Annotated in this window: 17 protein-coding genes; 12 read left to right on the top strand and 5 right to left on the bottom strand. The window is 59.9% G+C overall.

Features of this window, described 5'->3' with window-relative positions; all coding sequences use genetic code 11:
* Positions 1 to 71: 71 nt before the first annotated feature.
* Positions 72 to 1,286, top strand: a complete 1,215-nt coding sequence (gene serB, locus JQ845_RS09720) for a phosphoserine phosphatase SerB (protein WP_161719321.1) — start codon at positions 72 to 74, stop codon at positions 1,284 to 1,286.
* Positions 1,287 to 1,353: 67 nt separating this feature from the next.
* Here serB and asd read toward each other — a convergent pair whose 3' ends face one another.
* Genes asd through JQ845_RS09705 form a run of 3 tightly spaced genes read right to left on the bottom strand, consistent with a single transcriptional unit; the run spans position 1,354 to position 4,637 of the window.
* Positions 1,354 to 2,220: an archaetidylserine decarboxylase gene (asd, locus tag JQ845_RS09715; RefSeq protein WP_003438984.1), complete on the bottom strand. Its 867-nt coding sequence runs from the start codon at positions 2,218 to 2,220 to the stop codon at positions 1,354 to 1,356.
* Positions 2,221 to 2,229: 9 nt separating this feature from the next.
* Positions 2,230 to 3,057 (bottom strand): rhodanese-like domain-containing protein, encoded by an 828-nt coding sequence (locus JQ845_RS09710; protein WP_003438986.1) that lies wholly within the window; start codon positions 3,055 to 3,057, stop codon positions 2,230 to 2,232.
* 44 nt (positions 3,058 to 3,101) lie between these two features.
* Entirely contained in the window at positions 3,102 to 4,637 is a 1,536-nt protein-coding gene (locus JQ845_RS09705) for an HDOD domain-containing protein (RefSeq protein WP_203008931.1), read from the bottom strand.
* Positions 4,638 to 4,801: 164 nt separating this feature from the next.
* Between JQ845_RS09705 and motA the strand changes: the two genes are divergently transcribed.
* Entirely contained in the window at positions 4,802 to 5,653 is an 852-nt protein-coding gene (motA, locus tag JQ845_RS09700) for a flagellar motor stator protein MotA (protein WP_003438996.1), read from the top strand.
* Between the two features lie 3 nt (positions 5,654 to 5,656).
* Positions 5,657 to 6,652: a flagellar motor protein MotB gene (motB, locus tag JQ845_RS09695; RefSeq protein ID WP_003439010.1), complete on the top strand. Its 996-nt coding sequence runs from the start codon at positions 5,657 to 5,659 to the stop codon at positions 6,650 to 6,652.
* 45 nt (positions 6,653 to 6,697) lie between these two features.
* Here motB and rsgA read toward each other — a convergent pair whose 3' ends face one another.
* Positions 6,698 to 7,729, bottom strand: coding sequence for a small ribosomal subunit biogenesis GTPase RsgA (gene rsgA / locus JQ845_RS09690; protein ID WP_127195735.1), 1,032 nt, complete (start codon positions 7,727 to 7,729; stop codon positions 6,698 to 6,700).
* 106 nt (positions 7,730 to 7,835) lie between these two features.
* Between rsgA and orn the strand changes: the two genes are divergently transcribed.
* Positions 7,836 to 8,378 carry an oligoribonuclease gene (orn, locus tag JQ845_RS09685; protein ID WP_003439017.1) on the top strand — a complete coding sequence of 181 codons (543 nt, stop codon included), beginning with the start codon at positions 7,836 to 7,838 and terminating at the stop codon, positions 8,376 to 8,378.
* 88 nt (positions 8,379 to 8,466) lie between these two features.
* Entirely contained in the window at positions 8,467 to 9,078 is a 612-nt protein-coding gene (locus JQ845_RS09680; RefSeq protein ID WP_003439018.1) for a trimeric intracellular cation channel family protein, read from the top strand.
* A 23-nt stretch (positions 9,079 to 9,101) separates the two neighbouring features.
* Here the strand turns inward: JQ845_RS09680 and queG are convergent, their stop codons facing one another.
* Complete coding sequence (queG, locus tag JQ845_RS09675; RefSeq protein ID WP_003439019.1) at positions 9,102 to 10,169, bottom strand: tRNA epoxyqueuosine(34) reductase QueG; 1,068 nt, start codon at positions 10,167 to 10,169, stop codon at positions 9,102 to 9,104.
* A 62-nt stretch (positions 10,170 to 10,231) separates the two neighbouring features.
* Between queG and JQ845_RS09670 the strand changes: the two genes are divergently transcribed.
* The 7 genes from JQ845_RS09670 to hflX all read left to right on the top strand — a co-directional run bounded on the left by JQ845_RS09670 (position 10,232) and on the right by hflX (position 17,532).
* A complete protein-coding gene (locus JQ845_RS09670) occupies positions 10,232 to 11,092 on the top strand; it encodes an NAD(P)H-hydrate dehydratase (protein ID WP_003439020.1) in 861 nt (286 codons plus the stop codon).
* Positions 11,080 to 11,550: a tRNA (adenosine(37)-N6)-threonylcarbamoyltransferase complex ATPase subunit type 1 TsaE gene (tsaE, locus tag JQ845_RS09665; RefSeq protein ID WP_003439021.1), complete on the top strand. Its 471-nt coding sequence runs from the start codon at positions 11,080 to 11,082 to the stop codon at positions 11,548 to 11,550. Before JQ845_RS09670 ends, tsaE begins: the two co-directional genes overlap by 13 nt.
* A gap of 2 nt (positions 11,551 to 11,552) precedes the next feature.
* The gene (locus tag JQ845_RS09660; protein WP_198285235.1) at positions 11,553 to 12,977 is read left to right on the top strand and encodes an N-acetylmuramoyl-L-alanine amidase; all 1,425 of its coding nucleotides are present in this window, start codon (positions 11,553 to 11,555) and stop codon (positions 12,975 to 12,977) included.
* On the top strand, positions 12,974 to 14,887 hold the full coding sequence (gene mutL, locus JQ845_RS09655) for a DNA mismatch repair endonuclease MutL (RefSeq protein WP_029612523.1): 1,914 nt from the start codon (positions 12,974 to 12,976) through the stop codon (positions 14,885 to 14,887). The genes JQ845_RS09660 and mutL overlap by 4 nt, the downstream gene beginning before the upstream one ends.
* The gene (gene miaA, locus JQ845_RS09650; RefSeq protein ID WP_003439024.1) at positions 14,887 to 15,867 is read left to right on the top strand and encodes a tRNA (adenosine(37)-N6)-dimethylallyltransferase MiaA; all 981 of its coding nucleotides are present in this window, start codon (positions 14,887 to 14,889) and stop codon (positions 15,865 to 15,867) included. The genes mutL and miaA overlap by 1 nt, the downstream gene beginning before the upstream one ends.
* A 90-nt stretch (positions 15,868 to 15,957) precedes the next feature.
* Complete coding sequence (gene hfq, locus JQ845_RS09645) at positions 15,958 to 16,218, top strand: RNA chaperone Hfq (RefSeq protein ID WP_003439025.1); 261 nt, start codon at positions 15,958 to 15,960, stop codon at positions 16,216 to 16,218.
* 12 nt (positions 16,219 to 16,230) lie between these two features.
* Complete coding sequence (gene hflX / locus JQ845_RS09640; RefSeq protein WP_003439028.1) at positions 16,231 to 17,532, top strand: ribosome rescue GTPase HflX; 1,302 nt, start codon at positions 16,231 to 16,233, stop codon at positions 17,530 to 17,532.
* Positions 17,533 to 17,566 lie beyond the last annotated feature (34 nt).

Raw genomic sequence — 17,566 nt, 5'->3', positions numbered from 1 at the left:
AAGCCTTGGCGATGCCCGATGGTCACTGAAAGTAGGTAGAATGCGGTTTTTTTAGTGAATGGGGGTGTGCCTTGCGCGAAATCGTCCTGATAAACATCACGGGTGAGGACCGTCCGGGTCTCACTGCGGCCATTACCGGCGTACTGGCCAGCAATGGGGTGAACATTCTCGACATCGGTCAGGCCGTCATTCATGGCGTTTTGTCGTTGGGTTTTCTGGTTGAAATTCCGCAAGCGGAGCAGGTGTCGGCGGTACTTAAAGACCTGCAGCCCCTGATCGCCAAAGAAGGCCTGCAACTGCGCTTCGACCCGATCTCCGAGGAGCACTACCAGCGCTGGGTCAACGAGCAGAGCCGCCAGCGTCATGTGGTGACATTGATGAGCCGCCAGGTCACGGCCCATGAACTGCAACAGGTGACATCGGTAATCAGCCAGCACGGGCTGAACATTGAGCAGACGGATCGTCTGTCCGGTCGTGTGCCGCTGGATGCGCCGACGCAGTTGAGCAAGAGCTGCATCGAGTTGCGCGTCTGCGGTGAGCCGACCGACCTCCAGGCGTTGCGTGAAGCATTCTTTAACCTGGCGCAAGAACTCAATGTCGACATTGCCTTGCAGGAGGACACCCTGTTCCGTCGCCATCGCCGCCTTGCCGTATTTGATATGGACTCGACCCTGATCCAGGCCGAAGTCATCGACGAGCTGGCAAAGGCTGCGGGTGTGGGCGAGCAGGTATCGGCCATTACCGAGCGGGCCATGGCCGGTGAGCTGGATTTCAAGGCCAGTTTCAAGGAGCGCATGGCGCTGCTTAAAGGTCTGGACGTCAGCGTGCTGGACGCCATCGGCGCCTCGCTGCGGTTGACCGAGGGCACCGAAGTGCTGTTCGCAGAGCTCAAGCGCCTGGGCTACAAAACCGCCATTCTGTCCGGCGGCTTTACCTACTTCGCCAAGCAATTGCAGGAAAAGCTGGGTATCGACTACGTGTTCGCCAACGAGCTGCAAGTAGTGGATGGAAAAGTCACCGGGGTGGCGGTTGAGCCGATTGTCGATGCACAGCGCAAAGCCGATTTGCTGCGAGAGCTGACAATAAAGGAAGGGTTGGTACTGGAGCAGACCATTGCGGTCGGTGATGGCGCCAACGACTTGCCAATGCTGGCAATTGCCGGGCTGGGTGTGGCATTCCGTGCCAAGCCGCTGGTTAAACAGTCAGCCAGACATGCCATTTCGACCCTGGGTCTGGATGCCGTGCTGTACCTGCTGGGTCAGCGCGACCGTAACAGCCAGGGCTAGCAAAACCCTGCAGCAGCGCCCTTGCTCGCGAGCTTTCAAGATCGCGAGCAAGGGCGGGGCTCAGGTGTTATTCGGCGTTGGCCGGGCCACCAATGGCCTGCCCCATCATCACCGGCGAACCCGCCGTCAGGCTTTCAGCCCATTTGATCTGTTCTGGCCCGAACAGCACGATCGCAGTAGAACCCAGCTTGAAGCGCCCCAGTTCGGCACCTTTCTCCAGATGGATCGGCGCACGGGCAGCTTCGTCATAGCGGAAAGTTTTCAGCTCGCGTTTAGGCGGCGTCACCAGACCGGCAAACACGGTTTCAATCGATGCTACGATCATGGCACCCACCAATACCACGGCCATCGGGCCGCGCTCGGTATCAAAAATACACACCGCGCGCTCGTTGCGGGCAAACAGCTCCGGCACGTTTTCGGCCGTGGTCTGGTTAACCGAAAACAGGCGGCCCGGAACGTAGATCATTTCGCGCAGAGTACCGGCCAGTGGCATGTGCACACGGTGGTAGTCCTTGGGCGACAGGTAAATGGTGGCAAACTCGCCGCCCATGAATTGAGCCGCAACCGCAGCATCACCGCCGACCAGTTCCAGCACGCTGTAGCTATGACCTTTGGCCTGGAACACCCGGCCGTGCTCGATGGGGCCCAGCTGGCTGACTGCACCATCGGCCGGGCTCAGCACTGCGCCCGGCGTTTGATCCAGCGGGCGGGCACCGTCTTTCAGGGCGCGGGTGAAGAAGGCGTTGAAGTGCTCGTAAGCAGTAACGTCTTCAACCAGAGCCTGGGACATGTCCACTTGATAACGCTTGGCGAACCAGGTGGTGAACGCATTCTTGAACCAGCGCACGCGGCACTCGGCAATGCAGCCGGCCAGGCGCGACAGCAGGTGATGCGGCAACAGATACTGGCTCAGGAGAAACAGACGCTTTTTCATTGCAGGTCCTTAGTTTTTGACAGGCAGCTCGACGGGGGTGTCGGGGTGGTTGCCCCATTCGCCCCAGGAGCCGGCGTAGCCTTTGACGCGCGGATAACCGAGCGATTTGGCGACGAGATAGGTAAAGCCAGAGCGGTGGTGGGTCTGGCAGTGGGTAATCACTTCTTTGTCCGGGGTGATGCCCAGGTCCTTGAGGATCTGCGCCATGTCGGTACGAATGCGCAGGCTGCGGCTTTTATCCATGCCGGCGGTCCATTCGAAGTTTTTCGCGCCCGGGATGTGCCCGCCTTTGGCCGCCAGCACTTTTTCACCGGCGTATTCGGCGGGGCTGCGCGCATCCCAAATTGCCAGGTCAGCCGCGCCCAGGCGGCTTTGCAGGTACTCGCGGGTGGCAGTGGGGGCGTCGTGCAACGTCAGCGGCAACGGGCCACCGACTGCAGGCGGCACAGTGCTCGACACCGGGCAACCTTCCGCGACCCAGGCGTGAATGCCGCCATCCAGATAGTGGTAAGCCTTGTGTCCGATCACGTCGAGCAACCAGATAAAACGGCCGGCCCAACCGCCGCCTTCGTCGTCATACACCACGTAGACCGCGTCGGGGTTGTGCCCCAGTTCGCCGAACAGCGCCTCCAGAGAAGCCTGGCCCGGCAGCAGGCCGGGTGCCGGGGGCTGGCCCAGTTGGGTGCGTTTGGGGTCGACGAAACGGGCGCCCGGAATATGCCCGGACTCGTAGCGTGCGACGCTGGTCAGGTCGACCACAATCAGTTCGGGGTTATCGAGCCGTGCGAGCAGGTCGCCGGGCTCAATGACCAACGGCAAACCAGAGAAGTCAGGCATGTGAGGTCTCCAGAGCGAAAAAAGGAGGGATTGTAGCGCAAGGGCTAGCGCCCGCGCGTGCTAAAGCTATTCAGGGCTTTCTCGATGCATTGCGCGGTTTTGCCAAATGCTTGCACGCTGGTCTCGGAAAACGGGCCGCCACCCTGGTCCGCCAGTATCAGCATCACGACGCGGCCACTGTTGCCCAGCGAGCGTAGCAGCAGATGCTCGCCGGGGAACAGCTGGCGCAGGTTGGCGGGCATGACCGCAGAAATTGTCGCGTTGTTTTCCGGCGTCAGGCGAACTTGCGCCGGTTGCGTCATCAAGCGTTGCAAGGCGGTGCTTTCACTGACGGTAAAGCTCATGTCGAAGGCTGCTTTCGGCAGTCCGGATATCTGGAAAACTCGCAGTGTGGTTGCGCTCTTGTCGGCCATCAGCAGCATCACCCGGCGCATGCCGCATGCCAGCAGGGCATCGCGAGCGCAGGTGGTCAGGTGCATTGCGTTGGCGAAGGTGCTCGGCTCTGCCAGCAATTGCCCGCACAGCTTGCGCCATGTGGCCAGCGCCTCGGCAGAGGGTGGCGCGGCAGGCTGGCCGGGATTGCTGCGGCGGCTGTCCCACGGCCATAGCAGTGCTTGGGCCGGGTGCCAGAGGTCGGGCACCGAGTGATAGCGGGCGCTGCTTGCGGCGTTTTGGTGAACCAGCTGCTGCACTTCATCCAGGGTTGTCTGCAGGTACAGCGCGGTGAGCAACTGCCAGCGCACATTGTGCGGGGTATCCCAGCCCGATTGCGCCGACAGCGCCAGAGCATTGGCCAGCAGCACGCTATTGGCGGGGTGATTGAGCCAGCGCCGCAGTGCCGGATCGGCGTCCAGTCGTTGTTGCTGGCGTAACCCGTCATGGTTGTTGCGGGCGATGTGCAGCACGCTGACCAGGGTGCGCTGCTCTTCAATGATGACCGTATAACCCTGTAGCACCCATGCCGGCAGGCGCCACAATTGCGCCAGCGCCCGGCAGATATCGAACAGCCGTACACCGAACAGCTCTTGCTCGACGTCACTGGCGCGCTCGCCTTTGTGGATGACCCGCTGTTCCCATTCTTCGAGCAGTTCTGGATGGGTCAGCGCCAAAGCCCACAAGGGTGAGAGAAACAGCAGGCTGCCCCAGTAGATTTCTGGCCACAGCCGCGCCAGACGATTGCCGAACAGGCCGACGGCCTGTTGCGCCGCGTGCTGGCTGATGAGCTGGATTTGCCGGAACCCCGGGGGGATTTCTTCCTGGCTCAGAGTGTTCATGTGCTCAAGCAATCTCTGGGTACGTTGCAGGCCCAGTCGGTTGATGGCCACTTCCAGGCTCTCGGCCGGTTCGCTCAGACTGCTTTGCAGGTGCTGGTTGGCTTCGCGAATCAGGGTCAGGGCCAGTGCCGGGCTGTCTTGTATCAGCTCGGCAATCTCGCGCAATGAGCGGCGATTGTCGTTGAGGGCTTTGCACACCAGCCCATGGCTATGCTGCGGGATTGGCAAGCGGGCGGCGTTGAGCCGCTCGACCCAGGCATCCAGGGTTGCAGGTGTTGAGGTCGGGCTGGTGGTTTCACTGGTCATGATGGGAGCTGGTCATCATCAATTTGTTACTCGCGCCAAAAGGGCTGAACGGCTTTTCGCCTTTACCGGCTATAGTCTGGCGCAGATTTGCCGATAAGGAGAAGTAGAGTTTCACCGCGCTTGAATATGACCTTGAACCCGACTCAATAAGTACTTTTATATCTATGGCTAAAATTATCGGCATCATCGTTGTATTCGCGAGCGTACTCGGCGGGTACGTGCTTTCCCACGGCAAGATCGGGGCGCTGATTCAGCCGTTCGAGGTCCTGATTATTGGCGGGGCGGCGTTCGGTGCATTCCTGCAGGCCAATCCCGGTTACATGACCATGCACGTGATCAAAAAATCACTGGGTATGTTCGGCTCGCGTTTTACCCACACTTTTTATCTGGAAGTGCTGGGCCTGATTTACGAGATTCTCAATAAAAGCCGTCGCGAAGGCATGATGGCCATTGAGGCCGATATTGAGGATGCGGCGGCCAGTCCTATCTTCGCCAAGTACCCCACCGTGCTCAAAGACGAGCGCATGACAGCCTTTGTCTGTGATTACCTGCGCATCATGTCGTCGGGCAACATGGCGCCCCACGAGCTTGAAGGGCTGTTCGACATGGAGTTGTTCAACCTCAAGGAAGAGCTGGAGCATCCCTCCCACGCCGTCAACGGGATTGCCGACGGTATGCCGGGTTTCGGTATCGTGGCGGCGGTTCTGGGGATCGTGGTGACCATGGCTTCCTTGGGGGAGGGTGATCAGGCCGCCATTGGCCAGCACGTAGGTGCGGCGTTGGTGGGCACATTCTTCGGTATTCTGGCGGCCTATGGTTTCTTTGGCCCGCTGGCCACAGCGCTGGCGCACGATGCCAAAGAGGAGCTCAACATTTACGAGTCGATCAAGGCCTCACTGGTGGCATCGGCCTCCGGTATGCCGCCGTCGCTGGCGGTCGAGTTCGGGCGCAAAGTGTTGTATCCCAAACACCGGCCGAGCTTTGCCGAGCTGGAACAAGTGGTTCGCGGTCGCTGATTTATGGAAAACAATCAGCCGATCATCATCAAGCGCGTCAAGCGCTACGCTTCGGGTCATCACGGCGGCGCCTGGAAAATTGCCTTCGCGGACTTCGCTACGGCAATGATGGCGTTCTTTCTGGTGATGTGGCTGATGACAGCCGCCACGCCGGAACAAAAAATTGCCATCGGCGGCTACTTCAAGGACCCGATCGGGTTCAGTGACAGCGGCACGCCCTACACCATCGACCTGGGCGGCACCCCTGCGCTGGCGCCGGACAAAACACTCAACCCCGAAGAACAGATGCAGCCCCAGCCCGACAAGGTTGAGGTCGATTCCGATCAGGCTGAAAGCGTGGCGGAGCAAATAGAGAAAGAACGTCTTGAGCTGCTGCTTCAGGAGTTGCAGAACAAGGTCGAAGAAAACCCGCAATTGCGCAAGTTCAAGGACCAGCTGCTGTTTGAAATCACCCCGGACGGCCTGCGGATCCAGATCATGGATGCCGAAAACAGGCCGATGTTCGATGTTGGCAGTGCGCGGCTCAAGCCGTACTTCGAAGATATCTTGCTGGCCCTGGCTGACACCATCAAAGCAGTGCCCAACAAGATCAGTATCAGCGGTCATACGGACGCCACGCCTTATGCCGGCAGTGGTGATTTCGGCAATTGGGAGCTGTCGTCCAACCGTGCCAATGCGGCCCGGCGCGCACTTGTGGTCGGTAGCTACCCGCAGAACCAGGTGGCGCGGGTAGTGGGCTATGCCTCATCGGTGCTGTTTGACAAGGCCAACCCGACCAATCCGGTCAACCGCCGTATCGACATCGTGGTTCTGACCAGGAAGGCGCAACAAGCGATTGAGGGTGAGCAGGGCATTGAGCCGGTCAAGGCACAAGAGCTGCCCAAGGCGCCGATAGATCCGACGGCCTTGCCAGCGGATCAGCAGCCGATGCCGGCCCATGAACCGCGTCAGAAGCTCAACCTCTTCGACGATAAAGTGCCGGATCCAGCCAGACCCTGACCTGCAGGAGCGTGCTTGCAGCTCGCGCCTGCAGGGTTGGCGGGGTTAGTAGCTTGACTCGGGCAGGCTGGCAATGATCGAGCGATAGCTGTTCATGCGTTGCTGCTGTACGCGGCCATCTTCCAGTGCCATCAGCAATGCACAGCCCGGCTCGCGGTCGTGCTTGCAGTCGCGGAAGCGGCAGCGGCCGATCAGGTCGTTGAACTCGATAAAGCCCGCTTCAACATCAGCCCGGCTCACGTGGCCCAGACCGAATTCGCGAATGCCCGGGGAGTCGATCAGATCGCCGCCGCCGGGAAAGTGGAACAGGCGCGCGGTGGTGGTGGTGTGCGTACCCTGGCCCGACACTTCGGACAATGGCCCGACCCGCAGGTTGACCTCAGGCAGCAGGCTGTTGACCAAGGACGACTTGCCCACGCCCGACTGACCCACAAACACGCTGATATGGCCGTCCAGTTGCGCTTGCAACTGCTCCATGCCGTCGCCGTGATGGGCCGATACTTCCAGTACCGGGTAGCCCAGCTGGCGATACACCGCCAGCAAGGCATTCAGTGCCGGAGCATTTTGATCGTCGATCAGGTCGGCTTTGTTGAGCAGCAACAGCGGACGAATGCCGGCGTGCTCGGCGGCTACCAGGTAGCGGTCGATCAGGTTGGCGTGTGGCTCGGGCATCGGGGCGAACACGATGACGATCATGTCGACGTTGGCAGCCACCGGCTTGAGCTGGCCACGGCTGTCAGGGCGGCACAGTTCGGTTTTGCGCGGCAGTTGGGCGACGATAACGCCGATGCCCTGGTTGCCTGCACGCCATACGACTGTGTCACCGGTGACCAGTGCGGGCAGGTTGGCGCGCAAGTGGCAACGGAACATCTGGCCTTTCAGCTCGCCTTCCTGGGCTTCGACTTCGACCTGCACACCAAAGTGCGCGATCACCAGGCCGAGTTGTTCGGCGCCAAGGTCGCCGCCTTCAAGCGCTTCGACGGCACTGGATTCACGTTTTGCGGCGCGTGCAGCGCGCTCGCCCTGGATCTTTTCGATGCGCCAGTTTTGGCGACGATTGAGCTGGCGTTTGGCCATGGGTGTTCCGTGTTGATAAAACGATAAGGAGGGTAAAACGCTGGCGAGTTTAGCACGTGGGCTGCATGCCTAAGCTAAACTGCGCGACTAAGCCCAGGAGCCATTTATGAACAACGCGCAGAACCTGATCTGGATCGACCTGGAAATGACCGGTCTGGATCCTGATAACGACGTCATTATTGAAATGGCCACCATTGTTACCGACAGCAATCTCAACACCCTGGCTGAAGGTCCGGTTATCGCGATCCATCACAGCGATGCAGTGCTGGCGCGCATGGACGAATGGAACACTCGCACCCACGGTGGCAGCGGCCTGACCCAGCGGGTCAAGGACAGTACCACCACCATGGCCCAGGCCGAAGCGCAGACCATCGCCTTTCTGGAACAGTGGGTGCCTAAAGGCAAATCACCGATCTGTGGCAACAGCATCTGTCAGGACCGGCGCTTTTTGTACACCCATATGAAAACCCTCGAAAGCTACTTCCACTACCGCAACCTCGACGTCTCGACCCTTAAAGAGCTGGTTGCCCGCTGGGCTCCGGAAGTGCGCGACAGCCTGGTGAAAAAAGGCACGCACCTGGCACTGGACGACATTCGCGAGTCGATTGCCGAGCTGCAGCACTACCGCAAGCACTTCATCAAGTTCTAAGCCCGCTACAGCAGGGGGTGTTTGCTGCCCTCTATTGGTGCTTGAAGCAAATGAGTAGACTGCGCGCCTTATTGCAAGGATCGCTGCCATGTTGCTGATGCTCTATTTAGTTGCCATTACTGCCGAGGCCATGACCGGCGCGCTGTCTGCCGGCCGCCGCGGCATGGACTGGTTCGGGGTGGTGCTGATTGCCTGCGTCACCGCCCTGGGCGGCGGATCGGTACGCGACGTGCTACTGGGACATTACCCGTTAACCTGGGTCAAGCATCCGGAATACCTGGTGCTCACCACCTTTGCCGCGCTGGTGACGATTTTTATCGCGCCGTTGATGCGTCATTTGCGCTCATTGTTTTTGGTGCTCGACGCGCTGGGGCTGGTGGCGTTCACCCTGATCGGCTGCATGACTGCGCTGGAAATGGGCCAGGGCATGCTGGTCGCTTCGGTGAGCGGTGTGATTACCGGGGTGTTCGGCGGGATCCTGCGGGATATCTTCTGTAACGATATTCCGTTGATCTTCCGCCGTGAGCTGTATGCCAGCGTGTCGTTTGCGGCGGCATGGTGTTTCTTGCTGTGTACCTATCTGCAGATGCCCAACGATCAGGCGATTTTCGTCACCTTGTTCGGTGGGCTGTTGCTGCGCTTGCTGGCGATTCGCTTCAACTGGGAAATGCCCAAGTTCGTGTACAACGACGAGCACTGAGTCAGTGTTGCCGCAGGCTCTGGTCAGGCGCGCTGTGCGTGCTGGGCCAGCGCCCACGTCACATGCTCCTGTACCAGTTCGGACGGGTACTCAAGCCTGGCCTTGAGCGCTTCCAGCACCGGAATGCTCGATGGTGCATTACCCAGTCCAACCGCCAGGTTGCGCAGCCAGCGTTCGTAGCCGGCCCGGCGTAACGGCGAGCCTTCGGTGCTGCTGAGGAACTTGTCTTCGTCCCACATGAACAGTTCGGCCAGCTCGGCATTGTCGAGGTTGTGCCGGGGTTTGAAGTCGCCTTCAGCCGTGGTGCGGGCAAAGCGGTTCCAAGGGCAGACGATCTGGCAGTCGTCACATCCGAACACCCGGTTACCAATCAGCGGGCGCAAGTCTTCGGGGATCGCGGTTTTCAGTTCGATGGTCAGGTAGGAAATACAGCGCCGGGCATCCAGCACATAAGGTCCGATGAAGGCGTTGGTCGGGCAGATGTCCAGGCATGCGGTGCAGCGTCCGCAGTGCTCGGTCTCGTGGGGCGCATCCACCGGTAGAGGCAGGTCGACAAACAGCTCGCTCAAGAAGAAGTAGCTGCCAGCCTTGCGGTTGAGCACCAGGGTGTTTTTGCCGATCCAGCCCAGGCCGGCCTTTTGCGCGATGGCTTTTTCCAGCACCGGGGCGCTGTCGACAAAGGCGCGGAAGCCGAACGGGCCAATGTCCGCCTGGATCCGGTCAGCCAGTTGCTGCACGCGTTTGCGGATCAGCTTGTGGTAGTCGCGGCCCAGTGCGTAGCGCGAGATGTAGGCTTTTTCGGGCTGGGCCAGCAATTGCGCCATGTGGGTATCGCCGGGCAGGTAGTCCATGCGCAGCGACACCACGCGCAAGGTGCCGGGTACCAGTTCTTCAGGATGAGAGCGTTTGCTGCCGTGGGCGCCCATGTATTCCATGTCGCCGTGATACCCGGCGGCCAGCCAGCGTTCCAGATGTTGCTCGTGTTCTCCCAGGTCGAGGCCGGCAATGGCGACTTGTTGAAAGCCCAGCTCGCGGCCCCATTCCTTGATGGATTGAGCGAGAGCGGGGAGGTCGACAGTAATAGCAGGCATGAGGCAAGAGAAACCGGGGCTGAGATGCGTATAATTCTGCCAGACATCGGAGTCCGATACCCATGCCACAGACCAAACGCCTGATTGCCAGACCGCAAGCCCTTGTTGCCGATAGCCTGTCGCGCCTGCCTGCACGGGCTATGGACGCCCATAAAGGCCTGTTCGGGCATGTACTGCTGATTGGCGGAGACCGCGGTTTTGGCGGCTCCATTACGCTTGGCGCACAGGCTGCGTTGCGCTGCGGCGCGGGGCTGGTGTCGCTGGCTACCCGCCCCGAGCATGTGGCCGCCGCTCTGGTGCGCCTGCCCGAGGTCATGACCCTGGGCGTGTCATCGGCCAATCAGTTGATGGGGGTGCTGGCCCGGGCCTCGGTTTTGGTGGTGGGGCCGGGGTTGGGGCTGGCACCATGGGGGCGCAGTCTGTTATCGGCGGCGGCCCAGGCAAAAATGCCTCAAGTGTGGGATGCCGATGCGCTGAATCTGTTGTCCAACGCAGACTTTAAACTGGCGTCAGGCTCGGTTATTACTCCGCACCCCGGCGAGGCAGCGCGTTTGCTGGGGCTCAGTACTGCGCAGGTGCAGGCCGACCGGCCTGCTGCAGTCCGGGCGCTGGTTAAAAAATACTCAGTAGTGTGCGTTCTCAAAGGTGCAGGCACCTTGATCGCAGGCCTGAATGATGAACTGGCCGTGTGCGATCACGGCCACCCGGCCATGGCGACAGCAGGCCTGGGTGATGTGCTGGCAGGCGTGATCGGTGCTTTGCTGGCTCAAGGCATGACTGCATATGAGGCGGCGTGTCTGGCGGTGTGGCTGCATGCCCGCGCCGGTGAACAACAAGGAATATTGGGCCGTGGGCTGGCGGCCAGTGATTTGATTCCAGCCATTCGTCAGTTGTTGGAGGAACACGCACCGTGCACGAAATAACACTGCAATTGGCCGATGAAGAGGCCATGACCGCGTTTGGCGCACGCCTGGCGAGCGTCACCGGGGGCCACGGCCTGATCTTTCTCGACGGCGACCTGGGGATGGGCAAAACCACTCTGTCCCGCGGCCTGATTCGTGGCCTTGGGCACACCGGTTCGGTTAAAAGTCCGACCTTTACTCTGGTGGAGCCTTACGAGATTGGCGATATACGCGCCTTTCACTTTGACCTGTATCGCCTGGTCGACCCTGAAGAGCTGGAATATATGGGGATTCGCGATTACTTCGACGAAGACGCCCTATGCTTGATCGAGTGGCCCGATAAAGGTGCAGGCTTTTTGCCAAAGCCTGACCTGACCATTACCATTAGTCCGCATAACACCGGGCGTTTGCTGAAGCTGACGCCCCAAGGTTCACGTGGCGAGTCTTGGTGTGCCGCCTTGGCACCGGAAAACAAATAATGATGGGGTCTGGTATGCGCTTTCGCGCGTTAGTGAGTGTCGTTGGTCTGTTGCTCAGTGTCATGGCGGTGAATGCCGTGGCTGCGACTCAGGTAAAAAGCGTTCGTTTATGGCGTGCTCCGGACAACACACGGCTGGTGTTTGACCTCACGGGCCCGGTGCAACACAGCGTGTTTACGCTGACAGCGCCAGATCGCCTGGTGATCGATATCAATGGCGCGACCCTCGGCGGAAGTTTGAACGTGGCCACTGCCAATACGCCGATCACCAGCATGCGCTCGGCGCAACGCACGCCCACCGATTTGCGGGTGGTGATCGATCTGAAAAAAGCCGTCACCCCGAAGAGCTTCGTACTGGCGCCGAATGCGCAATACGGCAACCGTCTGGTGGTCGATCTTTATGATCAGGGCGCTGATATTGCCCCAAGCTTGCCGCCGACCAATGTGGCCAAGCTGCCAGTGGTACCGGTGACGCCGACCCAGCCCGAGATCAAGCTGGCGCCTGTGCCCACTGGCAAACGTGACGTGATCGTGATGATCGACCCCGGCCACGGTGGCGAGGATCCGGGTGCTTCGGGTGCCGGCGGACAGCGCGAAAAACACGTGGTGCTGGCGATCGCCAAAGAGTTGCAGCGCCAGATCAACGGCATGAAGGGCTTCAGGGCCGAGCTCACCCGCAGCGGCGACTATTTCATCCCGCTACGGGGACGCACCGAAATTGCCCGCAAGAAGGGCGCCGACCTGTTTGTCTCGATCCACGCCGACGCGGCACCTTCCAGGGCGGCCTTTGGTGCATCGGTGTTTGCGTTGTCTGAACGCGGCGCAACGTCCGAAACCGCGCGTTGGCTGGCAGACAGTGAAAACCGTTCTGACTTGATTGGCGGTGCAGGCAGCGTGAGTCTCGATGACAAGGACCGGATGCTGGCGGGGGTGTTGCTTGATTTGTCGATGACGGCATCACTGACTTCCAGCCTGAACGTGGGGCAAAAAGTCTTGAGCAACATCGGCCGGGTGACGCCGCTGCACAAGCAGCGTGTAGAGCAGGCCGGATTTATGGTGCTCAAATCGCCGGATATTCCATCGATCCTCGTAGAAACCGGGTTTATTTCCAACGCCAATGAAGCCAATAAACTGTCTTCGGCCAGCCATCAGCAAGCGCTGGCGCGCTCTATCAGCAGCGGTGTGCGTCAGTTCTTCCAGCAAAACCCGCCACCGGGTTCTTACATTGCCTGGCTGCGGGATACCGGGAAGATCGCCCAGGGAGCCCGTGAACACACGGTTCGCCCTGGCGAAACCCTGGCGATGATTGCCGTGCGCTATCAAGTGGGCGTTGCGACATTGCGCTCCAGCAACAACTTGAAAACCGATGAGTTGAAAATAGGCCAGAGCCTGAATATCCCCGCCACCGAACTGGTATCCAAGCAATGAGTGACGGGGTATTGAACAGCAGTGCGCGTATCGAGCTGCTCAGCCCGCGTCTGGCTAACCAGATTGCCGCAGGCGAGGTTGTTGAGCGCCCGGCGTCGGTGATCAAGGAGTTGCTGGAAAACAGTCTCGACTCGGGCGCCAAGCGTATCGATGTGGACGTGGAGCAGGCCGGCATCAAGCTGTTGCGGGTGCGTGACGATGGCAGCGGGATCTCCAGTGACGACTTGCCGCTGGCCCTGGCGCGGCACGCCACCAGTAAAATCCGCGACCTGGAAGACCTTGAGCGGGTGATGAGCCTGGGGTTCCGCGGTGAGGCGCTGGCATCCATCAGTTCGGTGGCCCGCCTGACCCTGACATCGCGTACCCGTGGCGCCGATCAGGCCTGGCAGGTAGAAACCGAAGGCCGCGACATGGCGCCCCGGGTCCAGCCGGCCGCGCATCCGGTCGGTACTTCGGTTGAAGTGCGGGACCTGTTTTTCAACACCCCTGCGCGGCGCAAGTTTCTCAAGACCGAAAAAACCGAATTTGATCACCTGCAAGAAGTGATCAAGCGTTTGGCGCTGGCGCGTTTTGATGTGGCGTTCAATCTGCGGCACAACGGTAAAACCATCCTTAATTTGCATGAAGCCCACGACGACACCGCCCGCGCCCGCCGTGTGGCGGCAGTGTGCGGCGCTGCATTTCTGGAGCAGGCACTGCCGATCGAGATCGAGCGCAATGGCCTGCATTTGTGGGGCTGGGTTGGCTTGCCGACCTTTTCGCGCAGCCAGGCCGACTTGCAGTACTTCTATGTCAACGGCCGTGCGGTGCGCGACAAACTGGTGGCGCACGCGGTGCGTCAGGCTTATCGCGACGTACTGTTCAACGGCCGGCATCCGACCTTCGTGCTGTTTTTTGAGGTCGACCCGTCCGTGGTTGACGTTAACGTGCACCCGACCAAACACGAAGTCCGTTTCCGGGACGGGCGCATGGTGCATGACTTCTTGTATGGCACCTTGCACCGCGCCCTGGGCGATGTGCGCCCCGAGGATCAACTGGCGGCTCCTGCACCGGTGCCTGGCGCCGAGCGACCTACCGGGATCGACGCCGGTGAGTTTGGTCCGCAAGGCGAAATGCGTCTGGCGGCGCATTTGCTTGAGCAACCTCAGGCTGCGCCTGCACCGCATGTGCCGGGCTCCGGCGCCGGGGCGGGCTATCAGTCGTTCTATCGACCACCCTCTGCCACGCCGTCTGTTCCGGCAGCCGAGGCCCGCAATGCCTACCGGGAGTTTTTCGCGCCATTGCCTGAAGCGGGGGCCGCGCCGATGCCTGAAGGGCAGGGCGATATTCCTCCTCTGGGTTATGCGCTGGCTCAGCTCAAGGGTATCTATATCCTCGCGGAAAACGCTCACGGCCTGGTGCTGGTGGACATGCATGCGGCCCACGAGCGGATCATGTATGAGCGCCTGAAAATCGCCATGGCCAGTGAAGGGCTGAGCGGTCAGCCGCTGCTGGTGCCGGAGTCGATTGCCGTCAGCCAGCGTGAAGCCGATTGTGCCGAAGAACATGGCGAGTGGTTTCAGCGTCTGGGCTTCGAGCTGCAACGTCTGGGGCCGGAAACTCTGGCCATCCGCCAGATCCCGGCCCTGCTCAAGCAGGCCGAGGCGCAGCGCCTGGTGCACGATGTACTGGCCGACTTGATGGAGTACGGCACCAGTGACCGGATTCAGGCACACCTCAATGAATTGCTCGGCACCATGGCCTGTCACGGCGCGATCCGCGCCAACCGGCGCCTGGCCCTGCCGGAAATGAACGGCCTGCTGCGCGACATGGAAAATACCGAGCGCAGTGGTCAGTGCAATCATGGTCGTCCGACCTGGACCCAAATGGGCCTGGACGACTTGGACAAACTCTTTTTGCGCGGTCGCTGATGACAGGTTCCAACGCTTTACCACCGGCCATCTTTTTGATGGGGCCGACCGCTGCAGGCAAAACCGATCTGGCCATCGAGCTGAGCAAGGTACTGCCGTGCGAGCTGGTCAGTGTCGACTCGGCGCTGGTCTATCGCGGCATGGATATCGGCACGGCCAAACCCTCGAAAGAGATTCTGGCCGCACACCCGCACCAGTTGATCGATATTCTCGACCCGGCTGAGAGCTACTCGGCTGCCGATTTCCGTCGTGATGCGCTCAAGGCCATGGCAGAGATCACCGCGCGGGGCAATATTCCGCTGCTGGTGGGCGGCACCATGCTCTATTACAAAGCGCTGAGCGAAGGCCTGGCCGACATGCCGGCGGCAGATCCGCAAGTGCGTGCGCAGCTCGAAGACGAAGCTCAGCGCCTTGGCTGGCAAGCGTTGCACGATCAGTTGGCAGCCATCGACCCGGAGTCGGCGGCACGTATTCACCCCAACGATCCGCAGCGTCTGACCCGTGCATTAGAGGTTTATCGGGTCAGCGGCCTGAGCATGACCGCCCACCGCCAAAAACAATCTGAACAATCTAGTCAAGCAGCGGCTTCTGGCTGCAGTCAATTGCCCTATACTGTCGCGAACCTGGGCATTGCTCCGGCGAATCGTCAGGTGCTGCATGAACGAATTGCACAAAGATTCGGGCAAATGCTGGAACAGGGATTCATTGATGAGGTCCTAGCCCTGCGTAATAGAAGTGACCTGCATGCCGGGTTGCCGTCTATACGTGCAGTGGGCTATCGCCAAGTCTGGGATTACCTGGACGGCAAGCTGACAGCAGCCGAGATGCAGGAGCGCGGCATTATTGCCACGCGCCAGTTGGCCAAGCGTCAGTTCACCTGGTTACGCAGCTGGAATGATCTGCATTGGCTGGACAGCCTGGACTGCGACAATCTGCCACGAGCCTTGAAATACCTGGAATCGGTCTCCATATTGAGCTGAGTCTCAGGAAATGCCGTCTATCCTATGGGTATGGCGTCATCAGCCATCTAATTTTTGTTTCTATTTTTTATCCTTACAGGAGTGCGGCATATGTCAAAAGGGCATTCGCTACAAGACCCTTACTTGAATACTTTGCGTAAAGAGAAGGTTGGCGTTTCCATCTACCTGGTCAACGGGATCAAGCTGCAGGGGACTATCGAGTCTTTCGACCAGTTCGTGATTCTGCTGAAAAACACCGTGAGCCAAATGGTTTACAAACACGCTATCTCGACAGTCGTACCAGTACGTCCTATTCGTCTGCCAAGCGCAGCTGAATCGGAACTGGCAGACGCTGAACCAGGTAACGCCTGATAGGAGTCTGCTTTGTTCTTTGAGCGCCACGGTGGTGGTGAGCGAGCGATCCTCGTTCACTTGGAAGGACAGGACCCTGAGGCGCGCGAAGATCCGCAGGAGTTCCAGGAGTTAGCTGTATCGGCCGGCGCCGAGACGGTCGCGTTTTTTAACGTGCCGCGTCATCGGCCATCGGCCAAGTACCTGATTGGCAGTGGCAAGGTCGAGGAGTTACGCGACCTGGTCAAGGCCGAGAAGGTCGACATCGTGATTTTCAATCACGTCCTCACCCCCAGTCAGGAGCGTAACCTCGAGCGTGTATTCGAGTGTCGCGTGCTTGACCGTACCGGGCTGATTCTCGATATCTTCGCTCAGCGTGCCCGTACCCATGAAGGCAAGTTGCAGGTCGAACTGGCCCAGCTTGATCACATGAGTACGCGTCTTGTGCGCGGCTGGACTCACCTTGAGCGTCAGGGCGGTGGCATTGGTATGCGCGGGCCGGGTGAAACCCAGCTCGAAACCGACCGTCGTCTGTTGCGCGTGCGCATCAGCCAGATCAAGGCCCGTCTGAAAAAAGTCCGCAGTCAACGCGAGCAGTCCCGTAGAGGGCGCCAACGCGCCGACATTCCTACGGTGTCGCTGGTGGGCTATACCAACGCCGGCAAATCCACGCTGTTCAATGCGGTCACCGGCTCTGACGTGTTCGCCGCCGACCAGTTGTTCGCCACACTTGACCCTACCTTGCGCCGTCTTGATCTGGCCGATCTGGGGCCGATCGTGCTGGCTGACACCGTGGGCTTTATTCGTCACCTTCCGCACAAGCTTGTTGAGGCTTTCCGGTCTACGCTCGAAGAGTCGAGCAATTCCGATTTGCTGCTGCACGTTATCGATGCGCACGAACCTGAGCGCATGGCGCAGATTGAGCAGGTGATGGTGGTGCTGGGCGAAATTGGTGCCCAGGACTTGCCGATCCTCGAGGTCTACAACAAAATCGATTTGCTTGAAGGTGTCGAGCCGCAGATCCAGCGTGATGCCGACGGCAAACCGCAGCGGGTCTGGTTGTCGGCGCGTGAAGGGGTCGGGCTGGAGTTGCTTGAACAGGCCATCGCCGAGTTGCTGGGTAATGATTTGTTCGTTGGCACCTTGCGCTTGCCTCAGCGTTTTGCTCGACTGCGTGCCCAGTTCTTTGAATTGGGCGTGGTGCAAAAAGAACAACATGATGAAGAAGGTGCCTGTCTGCTGGATGTGCGCCTACCGCGATCCGAGTTAAACCGCTTGGTCAGCCGCGAAGGGATGCAGCCGCTGGAATTTATCGAACAACACACTTTGCAATAAAAGCCTCGCAAAGCGGCTGTGCCGCTATGGTAGG

Origin of the sequence: Pseudomonas paraversuta (genome assembly GCF_904063065.1) — a bacterium.
Lineage (GTDB): Bacteria > Pseudomonadota > Gammaproteobacteria > Pseudomonadales > Pseudomonadaceae > Aquipseudomonas > Aquipseudomonas paraversuta.
Note: the sequence above shows the minus strand (reverse complement) of the source record. Positions and strands in the feature narration are given on the sequence as shown.